This window comes from Pseudarthrobacter sp. lyk4-40-TYG-27 (assembly GCF_030209295.1).
GTDB lineage: Bacteria > Actinomycetota > Actinomycetes > Actinomycetales > Micrococcaceae > Arthrobacter.
In genome coordinates, this window is sequence record NZ_JARVSH010000009.1 from 63,620 (window position 1) to 79,192 (window position 15,573).

Sequence of the window (15,573 nt, forward strand, 5' to 3'; positions counted from 1 at the left end):
TAATCCAGGCCCCGCAGCGTTTCCATTCCTGCACAAAGAAAAGAACAGCCATGCCGCTCGTAGCCGGAGTCGACAGCTCCACCCAGTCCTGCAAAGTAGTCATCCGCGACGCGGACACCGGAGAACTCGTCCGCCAGGGCCGCGCCACCCACCCCGAAGGCACCGAAGTCCACCCGGACCACTGGTGGAATGCCCTCCAGGAGGCCATCGCGCAGGCGGGCGGCCTCGACGACGTCGCCGCCGTCTCCGTCGCCGGACAACAGCACGGCATGGTCTGTCTCGACGCCGACGGTGCCGTGGTCCGGCCCGCGCTGCTGTGGAATGACACCCGCAGCGCCGGCGCCGCCACGGAACTGATTAAGGCCGCCGGTGGAGGTGACCCGATTGCCGGAGCGGGATACTGGGCCGGTGCCACCGGGACGGTCCCCGTCGCATCCCTCACACTCACCAAACTGCACTGGCTGACCCAGAACGAACCGGAGAGCGCTGCGAAAGTTGCCGCTGTGTGTTTGCCGCACGACTGGCTGACGTGGAGGCTGGCTGGTTACGGTCCAGGTTCCGGTGCCGAAGGTCTTCAAGCCCTCGTAACAGACCGTTCCGACGCGTCAGGCACCGGCTACTATTCGACTGCTGCCGGTCAGTATCTTCCCGCAGTCATCTCGGGTTCGGTCGGCCACCTGCCCGTCTTGCCGAAAGTCCTTGGTCCCCTTGAAACGGCGGGAAAAACCCCGGACGGGGTCCTCCTGGCTGCAGGAGCTGGAGACAACGCCGCCGCCGCCCTGGGAGCCGGCGCCCGGCTGGGGGACGTCGTCATGTCACTGGGCACCTCCGGCACGGTCTTCGCAGTCTCTGAAACACCATCCGCCGACCCCTCCGGCCTGGTGGCCGGATTTGCCGACGCAACCGGCCATTACCTCCCCCTCGTATGCACTTTGAATGCCACCCGTGTTTTCGACGCCACCGCGGCGCTGTTGGGAGTCACGCTGCAGGAATTTAATACCCTGGCGCTCTCTGCGGCCTCCGGTTCAGGCGGTTTGACCCTAGTCCCCTACTTCGACGGCGAACGCACCCCAAACCTGCCGGACGCAACAGGCGCCTTGCATGGCATCACCCGAGCCAATTACACCCCCGAGAACCTGGCCCGCGCCGCCGTCGAAGGAGTCGTGTGCTCACTCGCGGACGGATTGGCCGCCCTGCAGGCCCAGGGCGTCAAGGCTCGAAGAATAATCCTCGTAGGCGGTGGCGCCCAGTCACCTGCTGTTCAGGACGTGGCAGTTCAACTCCTGGGCATCGACATCACCGTCCCCCAACCCGGCGAATACGTCGCGGACGGGGCCGCCCGCCAGGCAGCCGCCGCCCTGACGGGGAGCTTTCCTGACTGGCCACTGAACGCCGTGGAACGTCCCGCGGCTGCAGACACTGCGCAGGTGCTCTCCAGGTACCGCAGCTATGCAGGCCTTTACGCCTGATGGATGCGTTGGACGCACCGGTGAGCGAGTACGCGATCAGGTCCGGCAGCTACACTGCCACCGTCAGTGCAACAGGAGCTACCCTGCTGAACTTGCAGTTCGGTGAAAGGGATTTGGTCCTTCCGTCGCGCACGGGACATCCCACTCCGGACTACAGGGGCATCATCGCAGCGCCCTGGCCAAACCGCATCGCGGACGGGCGCTACACCTTCGAGGGCAACGCCCTGGAGCTTCCGCGCAACGAGCAGGCCCGCGGCAACGCACTGCATGGCCTGGTGTTCGGCAAGGGTTGGGAACCGGTGCTCCACGAGGACACGACGGTGATCCTCGAGACGACCGTCTCAGCCTCTAAGGGATACCCGTTCAGCCTGCAGTTGACTGCCGAGTACCGGCTGACACCGGAGGGCCTGAGCATCACCCTGGCCGGCAGGAACACGGGTACATCGGCAGCTCCCTACGGCGCATGTCCCCACCCATACTTGGTGGCCGGCCCGTCTCCCTTGGACCAGTGGATCCTTCAGTTCGGTGCCGAGCGGTTCCTCGCCGTTAGCGCAGACCGGTTACTTCCGACCGGGGAACGCGACGTGCACGGCCATGCCTTTGATTATAGGGATCCCCGGCCCATCGGTTCGACGGCCATGGACCACGCGTTTACAGGACTTGCCTTCGACGATTCCGGCCGAGCCGGGCTGACGCTCTGGGACCCTACCGGTGTTGGGGTAGGAACGTCCTGGGACCGCAGCTGCCCTTGGCTTCAATTGCACACGGCCGACCGCACGCCACCCCTGCCCACCAGGTTGGGTCTCGCTGTGGAACCAATGAGCTGCCCCCCGGATGCCTTCAACAGCGGAAAGGACCTCATCCGCCTCTTGGCTGGGGAGGAACATCGGCTCAGCTGCAGTATTTTTGCCCTATGACTGAGCGAGTAATGCTCCTCAGCCACCGGCTGCGCGGTACGCCACGTTTAGGTGCCGACCAGGCATTCCAGCGGCCCCGGGCCTACCCCGTCCGGGGCCGGTGGTTTCCGCGCACCAGCGCCTCCTTTAAATCTTTCTCCAGGCGCCATCGGTGTGGACGAGGGCTCCATTCACCTCACAGCTTTCGTCGCTGAGCAGGAAGCTGATGCACTCGGCAACCTGCACGGCGGTTGGAGCCAGCGACGGAGTCGCCGTCTTTGATGCGCCACGTCCTTCCAGAAGGCCAGGTGACCGCCACTTTGAATCCCTTGGAAGGGAAGGGCTGGGCACTACTGCGTTGAATCTCAAGCCCCGGGCGCCAAAAGCCAAGGCCGAGTTCTTAGTCAACCCGAGCACAGCGTATTTCGAGGCGGTGTAGGCAGCCCCAGCCGCGGATTCGATCGATCCTGCCTCGGAAGCGAGGTTTACGACGGAGCCCCGGCCACGAGCGAGCATCATCGGCAGAACTGCACGGGTGAGATGCATCGGAGCTGTGACGTTCACATGAAAGACGCGTTCCCACAGCTCATCGTCGATGGCGTGAATGGGGGCGAAGTTATCGACAGCGCCGGCGATGTTCGCCAGCCCGTCCACCTGCCCGGCACTAGCAACGGCCGCAGTGACGGTTTCAGTGCTGGCAACATCGCCCGGGACGGGCACCAGGTCCAGGCCGGGATTCTGTGCCACCAGGTAGTCGAGGCGTTCCTCGTTGATATCCACGGCTATGACGCGTCCCCCCTGGCTGGCTATCTGCAGTGCCGTTGCCTGACCGGTCCCCGCTGCAGCGCCAGTGACGATGATGGTCTTGCCTGCAAACTGTCCCTTGCCGCATGGCTTTGCGCGGTCAGCTGGCGTGTCCACGGTGGCCTCCTGCTGTGGGCTAAGGGTGCTTCGGGCAGCCATGGGGGCTACTTGAGTGCTCTGACAGGGCTGGACGGTCTTACTGGAAGTCCTGCTGCCTCGTAAAGGGCGTCGATTGCCCGCAGCTGGGCAACAGCTTCGCGGGCGCCTGTCTGGACCGCCCCGCCCCGTATTGCATCTCTAAAGGCTTCCAACTGGTAGTCGTATGTGGAACGCCGGTCCGGACGTTCCGTACGCGAGCCGGAAATACCTTCTATACGGATTTTTCCGCCCAATTGCGGGTGGGTGGGGGTGCCGACACGCATACGGCCCTTGGAGCCTTGAACTTCGAGTCGCGAGGCCAGCAGGGTCTTGGACCAGAGCGAGGACATCAACGTTGACGTGACTCCCCCGACATGGGTCAGCTGCGCTTCCAGCCGGGCGTCGATGGCTCCCCGCGTCCTTGCAGTGGCCTGTACCTCGCCGGCCTCGCCGAACAAGTCGCGAAGCAGCCTCAACGGGTAGTAGCCGAGGTCGAGCAGACCGCCACCGCCTAAAGCGAAGTTCCACCGTATGTCGCTCCCAGGCGGAATGGGGGCACAGGCGTAGGCATTTGCACCCCAAATTTCCCCCAACTCGCCTGATTCAAGAATCTCGTGCAGTCTTTTCCGCAGCGGGTGGTAGTGCGAGTGGTAAGCCTCCATCAGGACGAAGGAAGACGTGGCAGCAACTGATGCCACTTCCTCCGCAGCCGTTGCGTTGCTTGTAAACGGCTTCTCGCAGAGCACATGTTTTCCCGCATTTAGGGCTTCTACGATCCATTGAGCGTGCAGAGCAGAGGGAAGAGGGATATATACGGCATCGATGTCCGGATCATCCAACAGTTGCGCATATGACGAATGCACCCTGGCTATGTGGTGTTTGGCCGCGTAACGGGCCGCCCGTTCCGGGACCCGCGCCGCTATGGCAGTTACCTGGATCCCGTCGACCCGTGAACTTGGGCGGAGGAGTGCCTCCTTCACGATGGTGGCCGCTCCCAGCACACCGACGCGGATCGGGTCCTGCGATGCATTCCGCGACTCTGTCGTCATGTCCGCTCCTTTGGGGGTTTGAGTAGAGGCAGGTGTTAGCGCTTCAGTAATGCCGGACAATCCGCAACACGGGTCGACCTCGTCCGTGTGGTCCCTACATGAGTGACCTTCGTTGATGGAGGTTCACCCGCAGAGTGTCCGACCGACCCCGGCGGCTATGTCACGCCGCCTTGGGAACCAGTTCCCCACACCGGTCCCGGTCACGGAGGCGGAGCCATCAAAGGGCGCATTGGCTCCAGGCGCATCCCAGTCGCTCTGAGTTACTCATGCCCAGTTGGTAAGCACTCTCTTAGGAATCGCCGGCAAGTTTTTCCCATGCGGGAAAAACAGTAGACCCGCCCCCCTGATTTCGTCAAGGCCCAGCAGCCCCGCGGGCGACGTGGGCTCCGCGGCGCCCCGTCGGTTCACCGCGTCGGGGGTTGACTTGCACGATCAGCGCGGCTAAATTTTCCCCAGCCCGGGAAATATCCGCGTTCCTTCCTGGCGCTGCACCCACTGCTTCAAAAAAGGTAGGCGCGATCTCGGCAACTCCAAGCCAAACCGGCAGCGGCTAGGCTGCGGAAGGCTCAGCACAATCGTCCTGGCAGCGATCTCGAAACCGGGCGCTACGCGACTCAGAAGCGACCACCCGGTCGAAGAGACATGCCCGGGAATCTTCAAAGGGGATTTGATCAATGGAACTAAAGAACAAGGTTTTCGCGGTTACCGGTGGCGGCAACGGCATCGGGCGCGAAGTCGTTCTCGAGCTGCTGCGGCGAGGAGCGCGCGTCGCGGCTGTGGATCTCAATCAGTCCGCTTTGACGGAAACTGCCTCGCGTGCCGGCGCACCCGCCGGCGCACTGTCGTTGCACACCCTGAACATCACGGACCGAGCAGCCGTGCAGACACTCCCGGAAGACATTCTCAAGGAGCACAACCAGATAGATGGCCTGATCAACGTCGCCGGGATCATCCACCGGTTTGTTCCCCTCCTGGAACTCTCGATCGAGGAGATTGAGCGGGTCATGTCCGTCAACTTCTGGGGCACCGTGTACATGGTCAAGGCGTTCCTCCCCGCGTTGCTCGAACGCCCGGCTGCGAGTCTTGTTGACGTCTCCAGCATGGGAGGACTTGTTCCCTCCCCGGGCCAAGGCGCCTATGGGGCAAGTAAGGCTGCCGTGAAGTTGTTCACCGAGACGCTCTACGCGGAACTGCGAGATACCAAAATCAACGTCACCGTTGTCTTTCCCGGCGGTGTCGGAACGGACATTCTGGGGAACTCAGGAGTCACCCTCGACACCTCAAAACTGACCCTGCCGAATGGGAAACCACCGAAAACTACGTCACCCCAGGATGCCGGACGGCAGATCGTCGACGCAGTGGCGTCCGAATCGTTCCGTGTGCTCATAGGTGCCGACGCCCGCGGTGTTGACCGCCTCGGACGTCTTTCCCCAACCCGGACCATTGACATGGTCGCTGACCGGGTCAAGGCACTGATCGGTTGATAACGGCTCGAACGGGCGGTGGCGGGTCCGCTGAAAGGGTCGGCCGGGTCCATAACTACTTAAATAGGAGCTTTGGATGAATACAGCAGCAACCACCGGTTTGGACCTTGCTGGCAAGGTCGCCGTCGTTACGGGTGCGACGTTGCGGCAGCTTGGGGTAGGCATTGGTGGAGCCACCGCGCGCATGATGGCCGGGAGGGGGGCAAAGGTGGTTGTCGCGGACCTCGAAGAAGATGCTGCGCAGGCGTTGGCGGAAGAGATTGGCGCCGCAGGAGGCGAAGCGATCGCACAGCGTCTGGACCTTAGTGATCCGGGCAGTATCAAGGCTTTGTTTGAGCGTGCGGTTTCTGCCTACGGTACGGTCGATATCCTGCACAACAATGCCGCCGCCGTTCTGGCGAAAGACACCACCCTTATCGATCTGGAGATCGACGTGTGGGATGCAATGTTCGATATCAATGTCCGGGGTTATGCCCTTGCCTCCCAGCACGCCGTGAAGCTCATGCTGCAGAACGGAGGAGGGGCGATTGTCAACACTTCCTCCGTGTCCGCCCTTGGCGGTGACATCACCCGGGTGGCCTACGGCGCCTGCAAAGCGGCAATCAATGCACTCACCATTTACACCGCAACCCAGTACGGCCGGCAGGGAATCCGATGCAATGCCGTGTGCCCGGGCTTTACACTGAGCGCATCAGCCAAGGGTGGAATTACCGACAACGCACTCGAGATTCTGGGCCGGCATACCCTGACCCCTTATCTGGGCACACCGGAGCACTTGGCCGAGGTTGTCACATTCCTTGCCTCCCCCGCCGCTGCCTACATCACCGGCCAGATCATTTCTGTCGATGGCGGGCTTTTGAGCCACCACCCCCAAACGCACGACCAGCTTGTAGCCGCCGGCGCCTGAGGAGAACCCTGCAGCCAATAGGAAGATAATGATTGTGCAAGGGGCCTGGGATCCGGCTGTACCGGATCCCAGGCCCTTTTGTTTGAGGCTTTGGGTCAGAACCCCTGGTCCTGGCAGGTGGGTGTCGGAGTCCAGGGCATAAGGTCCCGGATCTTCCCGTGCGTCAACGCTAGCGGCGCTGCCTAGTCCTGTTTCCCTGGCCCAGGCAACGCCGCCCGCTGCAGCTTAGATGGCCTTGATGACTGTTTCCGCCGTCGCGAATTTTTCAGACTCGATGCTGACCTTGATCTCTCCGGGACCGGTCGGGCGGATGACGGCAAGCGCCTGACCGAGGAAGGTTGTGCAGACCGATGACGCGTAGTCGTCTTCTGATTTTGGATCGGCACTGCCAAGACCCTGGAGGACGCCGTTGCCGCTGACTGTCACTGTCACTGCCGTATTGTTCAGAACATCAATGATGCCGGCATTGTCGGCAATACTGATGGTCACGAAAGCGAGGTCGTTGTCGTCGGCGCGGATTTCGGTCCGGTCCGGGGTTGCTGTCAGCCCGGTAGTGGCCGCAGCGGACCGCAGAACTTCGCGGGCTGTCTCCTGACCGTTGCGGTAGGCGACAGCGACGAGCTCACCGGGCTGATAGTCCACCTCGAAAACTGCCATGAACCGGTTTGTCTCCCCGGCCGGGGCGCGGCCAACGGTCTCACCGTTGAGGAGCAGTTCGATTTCCTCGGCGTCGGAGTACACCTCGACAGTCATCGGGGTGCCTTCGTAGCCTCCCCAGGTCCAGCTGCTGACGCTGTCACTCCAGGTGTAGAGGGAGGCTTTGAGGCTTTCCTTGTCGGTGATGTCGGGGCGGTGGACTGCGATGTACGGGGTGGTCCGCAACCCCCAGACCACTTCACGCCAGTAGGAGAGCGTACGGCGCTGGCCGGTGACGCCGTGGTCGGCGGTCATGGACAGGCGCCAGGGGTAGTTCCCGAAGAAGGCTTCTTCGGCGGGCTTGTCCGCCCCGAGGCCGGCTTCGCCGATGTATTCCCAGGCAGTCCAGCTGAACTCTCCGATGACCTGCGGGTGGCGTTTGACGTAGTCCCATACTTCATCGAGTTTGTTGGGCAGGCCTTCCGTGCCGACCAGCAGCCGCTGAGGGTGCTGTTTCATGTCCAGCTCGTACCTGCCGTAGGCGTAGTTGTAGCCGGGGATGTCCACCTGGGACATCGCTTCTTCAAGCCGCTCTGTGGCGAGGTCGGATGCGACCAGGTCTTTTGTCAGTTCTCCGAAGTCGCGCATGAAGGAGTTGACTCCGCCGGCATCGTCGGCCTGCTGGCCAACCTGGGCTTTGAGGTCGTGGAGGACGGTCATCATGGGGTTGATGGCGTTGGTGACGGGGCGGGTGTCATCGAGGGTCTTGATGAAGTCGACCATGTCCCGACCGTGGATGGCGCCCCAGGTGTTGCCGGTATCGGAGACCTCGTTGCCGATGGAATACATGATGACGCTTGGGTGGTTGTAGTCCCGCTCCAGCATTTCTGTGAGGTCGCGGCGCCACCATTCATTCATGTCTACGCCGTAGCCGAAACCGAGTCCGGAGGAGGTCCAGCCGTCGGTGAACTCGTCGAGGACCAGCATGCCAAGCCTGTCGCAGGCATCGAGCATTGCAGCGCTGATGGGGTTGTGGGCGGAGCGGATGGCGTTGTAGCCCGCCTCTTTGAGGAGTTCAACGCGGCGTTCTTCCGCGCGGGCGATGGTGGCAGCGCCAATCAAGCCATTGTCGTGGTGGATGCAGCCGCCGCGCAATTTCACTGTTTCACCGTTGATTCGCATGCCGTGCCGCACGTCCCACTCCAGCGTTCTGATACCGAAGCTGGTTTCAACGGTTTCGCCAGCGCTGTTGCTGGGTTCCAAACGGGTCCGGCAGGTGTACAGCGACGGGGAGTCGACGCTCCAGCGCTGAGGGGCATGTACGGTGAACTGCTGGCGCAGCCGCGCGGACTCCAGCGGGCGTACCGCAAGGGAAGCCGATTCGGCCGCAACGATCGTGCCGGTCTTGTCCACGAGTTCGGTGACGACCTTGACGGTGTGCAGTTCTTTGGAGTCGTTTTGGAGCTCGGTGATGACCCCGACGACCGCTGTTTCTGCGTCGGCGCTGATGGTGCGGATTTTGACGCCGTTCCGTGCCACGTGGAGGGGCGGGCCGACAAGCAGGTGGGTGTCCCGGTAAATTCCCAGGCCGGAGTACCAGCGGGCGTCGAAGTGGTTGCGGCACTCCACCCGGATTTCGTTGTCGCCGTCGTGCAGGTAGGGGTCGATCCGGACCGAGAAGGGGATGTATCCGTACGGACGCTGGCCGACGAAGGCGTCGTTGACGAAAATCATCGCCCCACGGTAGACGCCGTCGAACTGGATCTCGACCCGCCCTTCACGGTAGCCCTCCGGCGCGTGGAAGGTCTTGACGTATTCGATGACGTCTTCGCCGTAGTATCCGGTGAGGCCCCCCGGCTGGTTGTCGGCGGAGCGGGGCTGGGAAATCAGCCAGTCGTGGGGCAGCGTGACAGGAACCGGCGCCTGTGCCTGGCCCATGATCTCGAGGAAAGGGCTGGTTTGGCGGCGGACACCCCAGCCGTGATTAAAGGATGTTTTCTGCATCGTTGTTTTCCTTGCGTGTCGTTGTTCCGTCGGTCGTTGACGGGTTGGTCAGGGCAGGTGAAGTGCAGCAGTCGAAGCGTTCGGGTCGCCGGAGAAGGCGCCGGCTTCCAGGGTCGCTTCGGCAGCGGGCCAGGAGAAACCCCCGTCTGCCCAGCGCTGCAGGGGGCGCAGGGAACCTTCCAGCGTGACGGTGGCGGTTTGGCCTGGTTCCAGGTGGACGGGCGTGAAACCGATCAGAACCCTTATGGGGAAATCTTCCGCCTTGGTCGTGGCGTAGAGCTGGACGACATGACGGCCGGCGCGGCTGCCGGTGTTGGTAACGCGGACGGAGGCTGCCAAAGACTCCCCGGATACACCAGTCACGGACAGTTCAGTGGTCTCGAAGCTTGTGTAGGAGAGTCCGTAGCCGAGGGGGAAAGCGGCGGGGTGCCCGTCGCGGTCCAGCAGCCGCTGGCCGAACCAGCGGTCATACGTGATGCTGCTGGCATCACGGTCGAAGTACGGCAGGTGCTCCTCTGTGGTGGGGATCGAGTAAGGCAGGCGGCCGCTGGCATCCACTGTGCCGGTCAGTACGTCGGCAAGGGCGTGTCCTCCCTCCACGCCGCTGTACCAGCCGATCAGCAGGGTGGGTACCTGTGAGCGCCAGGCCTCGGTGATGACAGCGCCGGCAGTGACGACGACGACGATGGTGCGCGGATTAGCCTGTGCCGTCGCCTTGATGATGGCCTCGTCGATGGGGCGAAGCCGAAGGCTTGCGCGGTCGCCGCCCTCGGCGGTGCCCATGGCCCCGGCTGCTCCTGACAGGTCTGACGGATCTACACCCTCGGGCAGGGGGGGGAACACGGCGAGGATGGCGGGGTCAGACATGCCTTCCGAACCGATGAACTCGCCTTCGTCCTGAGCCGTGTAGCCGACGACAACGACGGCGATATCAGCTTGGGCTGCAGCTGCTGCGGCTGCGTCGGCATCATCGTCCAGAACGGATAGGATGCTGGCTGCCGGGAGCGCAGTTCTGATGCCGTCCAGGGCAGTCACAACCTCGGGCGAGCGGACGTTTGAGGATCCTTGGTCCCCGGTGTTGGGCAGGTTGGTGAGCCGCCCGATCAGGGCCACGGACGCAATCTCGTCTGCCTTCAGGGGCAGCAGGGGTGTTCCGTCGACGGGCTCGTTCTTTAGTAGCACCATCGATGTGGCGGCGACTTTTCGGGCCAGGGCGCGGTGTTCCTCGCTGAGGATGACGTCGAGGCCAGGTTCCTCGGTGTTCCTGGCCGCGTAATGGGCGAGCTGGGTACGGAGGATACGTCGCGCTGCCCGGTCCACCTGGTCCCAGGTGACGCGGCCGGATTCCAGGTCTGCGGGCAGCCGGTGGGCGCGTTGTTGACGCATGGGCGCCTCGACGTCCAGGCCGGCCTGCAGCGACAGTGCGGCGTCGCGGAGCCCGAAGACGAAGTCGGACAGGGTCACGCCTTCGAAGCCCCACTGGCGCCGGAGGATGTCCTCCATGAGGGTTTCGTTTTGGCCGGCCCATTCGCCGTTCACGGAGTTGTAGGAGGTCATGATGCCGTCGACGCCTTCTTCGACGACCCGGCGGAAGTGCGGAAGGAAGACCTCGTGCAGTGTCGCGTCATCGGCCTTGACATCGACCTTGAAGCGGGCGTTCTCCATCGAGTTCAGGGCATAGTGCTTGGCAATGGCCATCGCGTTCGGGTGGATACCCCGGACGAGGGCGGCGCCGAATTCACCCAACAGGTAAGGGTCTTCACCATAGGTTTCCTGGGCCCGGCCCCAGGCTGGGTGGCGGGGAAGGTTGATGCAAACCCCGCCGAAGAAGTTGGCGCCCTGTGCGCGCATTTCCCGGCCGATGGCGGTGCCGATTTCCTCCTCCAGCTCCGGGTCCCAGGTCGCTCCGCGGGCCATGGAAACGGGAAAAGCGGTGGACTCGCCCATCACGACGCCGCGGGGGCCATCGCTGAACCGCAGCCCGGGGATTCCGAGCCGGGCGATTTCGCCCATGACAATGGGCCTGCGGTTATATCCCGCGCTCATCTCTGCCATGCCGGACCAGAACTCGGCGTCGCCGTCGAGGAGCCATAGTTTCTCGTCCTGCGTCAGTTGTCCCAGAAGCTGGTCAGCCTCTTCCGACAGGTGGCCGCCGTTGCGGATGCGTGCGACGGCCTCATTGAATGTTTCCGTTTGGATTGCTGTTGTTGGCATGTTTAGTCCTTGGGTTTCTTATCTGCCCCCGGTCTTGTGGTGGCGGGCGGACGAGTGCGGGACACGCGGGCGTCCTGCCCGGAGTGTCCCGCACAGTGTGGAGTCAGGAGACGGTGGTTGTGGCGTAGAAGCCGCGGTTTTTTCCATCAATGACGGCGGAGTTCTCGATGTCGAACGATCCCGTCAAGCGGATATCAGCTGAGGAAGCCCCGACGTTGACGGTCATCTGGCCGGCTTCAACAACCCAGCGCATGTCGACGTCAAGGAAGGCGAACTGGTCAGCCCGCATCGAAAAGTGAACGGTTTTTGTTTCCCCGGCTTTGACGAACACCCGGTTGAATCCTGCCAGTTCCTGCACCGGACGGACCATGCTGGACAGCTCGTCACGGACGTACACCTGGACGACCTCTTCGCCGTCCTGCTGCCCGGTGTTGGTGATATCGCAGGACAGCTGCACCGCGCCGTCGGCTGTAACCGTCGGGGTCAGGTTGAGGTTGGAGTACTCAAAGGTGGTGTAGCTCTTTCCCTCCCCGAAGTGGAACAGGGGGACCTTGGAACCGTCCACGTACCGGTTCATGATCATGGTCCCGGCGCTGCTGAAGCTGTTGCTGCGGCGGTGGGCTGCGTAAAGGGGGATCTGGCCGGCGTCCCTGACCGCCGTCATCGGCAGACGTCCCGCAGGGTTGTAGTCGCCGAAAAGTACTTCAGCCAGTGCCTGGCCTCCGGTTTCACCCGGGAACCAGTTTTCGAGGATGGCCGGGAAGTGTTCGGCGACGTAGACGCTGGAGAGCGGCTTGGCGTCCATGTGCACCATGACAGCGGGTGTGCCGGTCTCGAAGATGCGCTGGGCAAGTTCTTCCTGGATCCCGGGAAGGCCGACGTTGGCCGTGTCGATGCCTTCCCCGGAGGTGCAGGAACTGCCCCAGCCGTACTTACCGCCGAGGGTCAGAATGACAACGTCCGCGTCCTTGGCGGCGGCAACAGCAGCATCGAAACCCGTGCGGTTGGTGCCGGCAATGTCGCAGCCCTTTTCGTACACAACTTCGGCTTCGGGGCACTTGTCCTGGATGGAGGCAACGATGGTCGGGGTTTTGTGCCCCAGCGCACCTTGAAGCGCCTGCTCGACCGCTGCGGGCTCCGAGCGGACGTCGCTGCCCTCAAAGAGCGGCGCCAGCGGGGGCTGTTCATATGAGGCGGTCAATTCAGGAAGGTCGAGCATTCCCGCCATTTCCGACATGGTCCCGCTCATTGCCAGATCGATTGAAGCCGGGTAGGTGTAGCAGCCGAAGAACAGCCGCAAAGAGTTGGCGTGGGGGCCGATGACGGCGATCTTCTTCGTAGCCTTGCTTAGCGGAAGAAGCCCTTCATTTTTCAGCAGAACGATCGATTCGCGCGCCGCCTTCAGGCTGTGTGCCTTGGTGGATTCCGGCTCGTAGGCGGCTGCGATCATTTCTTTGCGTGCTGCGTTGTCTTCAAGGAGGCCGAGCTTAGCTTTAAGGGTCAGCATGCGGCGTACCGCGCGGTCGATGAAACGCTCTTCGAGCTCTCCGCGCCTGACTGCCTCGACCAAGCCGTCAGTGAAGCCGTAGGGCGTGGGCAATTCAACATCGAGCCCGGCTTTGAGTGCCTTAATGCCACCGTCGGTGGGGTCTGCTCCGATGTTCAGGTCGACGGCGAGGTTGATGGACATGTAGTCGGAAACGACCAGGCCTTCGAAGCCCATTTCTTCGCGCAGCAGATCATCGAGGATGTGCTTTGAGGCGATAATGAGTTCGCCATCGATGGTGCCGTAGGAATTCATGATGCCAGCGAGGTTGGCCTCGGTGATGGCAGCCTGAAACGGCTTGGCGTAGACCTCGCGGAGCTCGCGCGGGGAAATCGGGTTGGATGTCATGTTCAGACCGCCTTCCCCGAGGCCGAAGCCGAGGAAGTGCTTTCCGGTGGCGGCCACGCCGTCGGCAAGGTTCTGCCCCTGCAGGCCCTTCACGAAGGCAACGCTCATGGCAGCGCACAACGTGGGGTCCTCGCCGTAGGTCTCGCCTACGCGGCCCCAGCGGGGATCCCGGGCGACGTCCATGATGGGGGACAGCGCCTGGCGCACCCCAACGGAGAGCATCTGCTCACGGACGATGTCGGTCATGCCTTCGACCGTGTCCGGTTGCCACGTGGCCCCCAGCCCGATCGCCGAGGGAAATACTGTCCCTCCAAGTCCCGTCCAGCCTGAGACAGCCTCGCCATGGAGCAACGGCGGCACGGACAGGTCGGTTTTGGCCATCACGGCGTCCCGGACCTGGTCGTAGTGGTCGGCGTCGGCCTCAATGGATACCCCGGTGCTGATGCTTCCGGAAGCGCCCAGACCGTGGGGGAACTTGGCCAAGCCTGTGTCGAGGTGGCCTGTGATGGGGATGGTGCACTGGAGCTGGGCGACCTTTTGCTCCAGGGTCATGCGCGAGATGAGGTCTTCGACCTGGTCTGCGACGGGAACCGCCACATCAGGGGTGGACAGTACTTGGTTTTTCACTGGGTCTCCTATTCCGCCAGCCCGCGACACCGCGGGCGTGGCAAGAGGGGGGGTCAGTCCCTCAACGCTTTACTGGTGTGCCTGACGACGCCGGAACAAAGCTGGTCTGCGGTGCAGACCCGTGGGTCTGCAGGCTGTCCTCGCCACGGTTGTCCTTCACCGTTGAAGCAGGCCGCTGGTGTTCCCACCGCGGCGCCCGTTTTTTCCCGGGGTGGGAAAAACCCTAGATGGCCCAGCAGTGTGAGTCAAGTCGCACGCCAAAGTCAGCTTGCGGCATCGCATGGCGGGAGCTTGTCCTGGCAGTTGGGCCGGGTAGCCAGAAGCAGTGCTTGGGTCGGCGCAAGGGCCGACATGTCCAGTGATGCACGATGGGGTGACCGGAGGGAGCGCGGGCAGGAAACGGACTTGACCTTGGAGAACCCCGCAGTGCAGGCGCAGTCAGGAGAAGGCGGAGGTCGACAAAAGTCACGCGTGGAACCAGCAGTCAACCGTCATGCAGCTGTGGCAGTCCCTCCCGGCCTGTCACCCGAGGGAGGTGCCTAAGTGGTGCGCCGTTGACCCTAATGGTGCAAATCGTGACGAAGCTCCGCCTCACGGCCGTTCAAGCAGGCGCTCCACGCCAAGAGTCACAATGTCGAGATTGAAGGCAAACTGCTCTTCGGTGCCGAGTTCCGTTGACCGGCCTCCAACCAGCTTGCGGAGAAGTGTGAACTCCTCTTGCGGGGCCTTCTCAAGCAGGTGTTCAAGGACGGGTTCCTGAGGGTGCCGGCCAGCGGTTTTTGGGATGGAGCGGTCCGTGGCGGACGTGAAGGCAAGGCCTGCCAGCATCGCTATCACCCGTCCGGCTTCAGCTTCAGCCAGACCCGCGGCAACGAGCGCCTCCGCAGCCGCCTCGGCCGGTCGGATAGCCTCAAGATCGGCCTCGGTTTCGTAGCCGACATAACTTGCCCATGCACCGGCAGCCATGACGGCATCCCTGGTGATATGGGCAAATGCGCGTATGGCCTTCCTCCAGTCCTTCTCGGGAGTGAAATCGTGGGCCGCAACTGCCTCACGGAATGCATCGGCAGCAACCATCCGCAGCAGCGAGTCGCGGTTGTCAACGTGGTAATGCAGAGTCTTCCGGTCCACGCCAATCTCCTCAGCGAGGGCCTGCATTGTCAGAGTTGCCGGGTCAAGTACCTTGGCGGCCTCGATGATTCGTTCGCGATCAACCCGCCGCGGCCGGCCCCGGCGTGGCTTCACGCTCTCCACGCTTGTCATAGCCACTCCTTTTCGCGTCCGACCGCACTCGCCTTAGTCCACTTCTGCTCGCGAAGGGCCGGCCTGGAGCAGTGACTTGACCTTACGGGTATCCCCGCATATCTTTTTTACCACGCCGGGAAAAAATCCCGAAAAGAGAGGTCTCACAGACTCTACCTGAGTCCCTGAGGCCTTACCAGCCTGCAAGA

Annotated in this window: 10 protein-coding genes; 4 read left to right on the forward strand and 6 right to left on the reverse strand. The window is 62.8% G+C overall.

What is annotated here, in order from left to right; genetic code table 11:
- Positions 1–50 precede the first annotated feature (50 nt).
- Positions 51–1,469: a xylulokinase gene (gene xylB, locus QRM96_RS16925; protein WP_285320353.1), complete on the forward strand. Its 1,419-nt coding sequence runs from the start codon at positions 51–53 to the stop codon at positions 1,467–1,469.
- Positions 1,469–2,386 (forward strand): aldose 1-epimerase family protein, encoded by a 918-nt coding sequence (locus QRM96_RS16930; protein WP_285320354.1) that lies wholly within the window; start codon positions 1,469–1,471, stop codon positions 2,384–2,386. The genes xylB and QRM96_RS16930 overlap by 1 nt, the downstream gene beginning before the upstream one ends.
- Before the next feature lie 126 nt (positions 2,387–2,512).
- Here QRM96_RS16930 and QRM96_RS16935 read toward each other — a convergent pair whose 3' ends face one another.
- Positions 2,513–3,286 carry an SDR family NAD(P)-dependent oxidoreductase gene (locus QRM96_RS16935; RefSeq protein ID WP_285320355.1) on the reverse strand — a complete coding sequence of 258 codons (774 nt, stop codon included), beginning with the start codon at positions 3,284–3,286 and terminating at the stop codon, positions 2,513–2,515.
- Positions 3,287–3,333: 47 nt separating this feature from the next.
- Positions 3,334–4,356: a Gfo/Idh/MocA family protein gene (locus QRM96_RS16940; RefSeq protein ID WP_285320356.1), complete on the reverse strand. Its 1,023-nt coding sequence runs from the start codon at positions 4,354–4,356 to the stop codon at positions 3,334–3,336.
- 674 nt (positions 4,357–5,030) lie between these two features.
- Between QRM96_RS16940 and QRM96_RS16945 the strand changes: the two genes are divergently transcribed.
- Together QRM96_RS16945 and QRM96_RS16950 are read left to right on the forward strand one after the other, a co-directional pair.
- Positions 5,031–5,840 (forward strand): SDR family NAD(P)-dependent oxidoreductase, encoded by an 810-nt coding sequence (locus tag QRM96_RS16945; RefSeq protein WP_285320357.1) that lies wholly within the window; start codon positions 5,031–5,033, stop codon positions 5,838–5,840.
- 76 nt (positions 5,841–5,916) lie between these two features.
- Entirely contained in the window at positions 5,917–6,747 is an 831-nt protein-coding gene (locus QRM96_RS16950; RefSeq protein WP_285320358.1) for an SDR family NAD(P)-dependent oxidoreductase, read from the forward strand.
- A 225-nt stretch (positions 6,748–6,972) separates the two neighbouring features.
- Here QRM96_RS16950 and QRM96_RS16955 read toward each other — a convergent pair whose 3' ends face one another.
- The 4 genes from QRM96_RS16955 to QRM96_RS16970 form a co-directional block, all read right to left on the reverse strand.
- Positions 6,973–9,387, reverse strand: a complete 2,415-nt coding sequence (locus QRM96_RS16955; RefSeq protein ID WP_285320359.1) for a glycoside hydrolase family 2 TIM barrel-domain containing protein — start codon at positions 9,385–9,387, stop codon at positions 6,973–6,975.
- Positions 9,388–9,435: 48 nt separating this feature from the next.
- Positions 9,436–11,601, reverse strand: a complete 2,166-nt coding sequence (locus QRM96_RS16960; RefSeq protein WP_285320360.1) for a beta-glucosidase family protein — start codon at positions 11,599–11,601, stop codon at positions 9,436–9,438.
- A 103-nt stretch (positions 11,602–11,704) separates the two neighbouring features.
- The gene (locus tag QRM96_RS16965) at positions 11,705–14,122 is read right to left on the reverse strand and encodes a glycoside hydrolase family 3 N-terminal domain-containing protein (RefSeq protein ID WP_285320361.1); all 2,418 of its coding nucleotides are present in this window, start codon (positions 14,120–14,122) and stop codon (positions 11,705–11,707) included.
- A gap of 591 nt (positions 14,123–14,713) precedes the next feature.
- The gene (locus QRM96_RS16970) at positions 14,714–15,385 is read right to left on the reverse strand and encodes a TetR/AcrR family transcriptional regulator (RefSeq protein ID WP_285320362.1); all 672 of its coding nucleotides are present in this window, start codon (positions 15,383–15,385) and stop codon (positions 14,714–14,716) included.
- Positions 15,386–15,573 lie beyond the last annotated feature (188 nt).

Excerpts from the sequence above, each read along its gene's own strand:
- xylB (WP_285320353.1), top strand. The coding sequence starts at position 51 with ATGCCGCTCGTAGCCGGAGTCGACAGCTCCACCCAGTCCTGCAAAGTA.
- QRM96_RS16930 (WP_285320354.1), top strand. The coding sequence starts at position 1,469 with ATGGATGCGTTGGACGCACCGGTGAGCGAGTACGCGATCAGGTCCGGC.
- QRM96_RS16940 (WP_285320356.1), bottom strand. The coding sequence starts at position 4,356 with ATGACGACAGAGTCGCGGAATGCATCGCAGGACCCGATCCGCGTCGGT.
- QRM96_RS16945 (WP_285320357.1), top strand. The coding sequence starts at position 5,031 with ATGGAACTAAAGAACAAGGTTTTCGCGGTTACCGGTGGCGGCAACGGC.
- QRM96_RS16950 (WP_285320358.1), top strand. The coding sequence starts at position 5,917 with ATGAATACAGCAGCAACCACCGGTTTGGACCTTGCTGGCAAGGTCGCC.
- QRM96_RS16955 (WP_285320359.1), bottom strand. The coding sequence starts at position 9,387 with ATGCAGAAAACATCCTTTAATCACGGCTGGGGTGTCCGCCGCCAAACC.
- QRM96_RS16960 (WP_285320360.1), bottom strand. The coding sequence starts at position 11,601 with ATGCCAACAACAGCAATCCAAACGGAAACATTCAATGAGGCCGTCGCA.
- QRM96_RS16970 (WP_285320362.1), bottom strand. The coding sequence starts at position 15,385 with ATGACAAGCGTGGAGAGCGTGAAGCCACGCCGGGGCCGGCCGCGGCGG.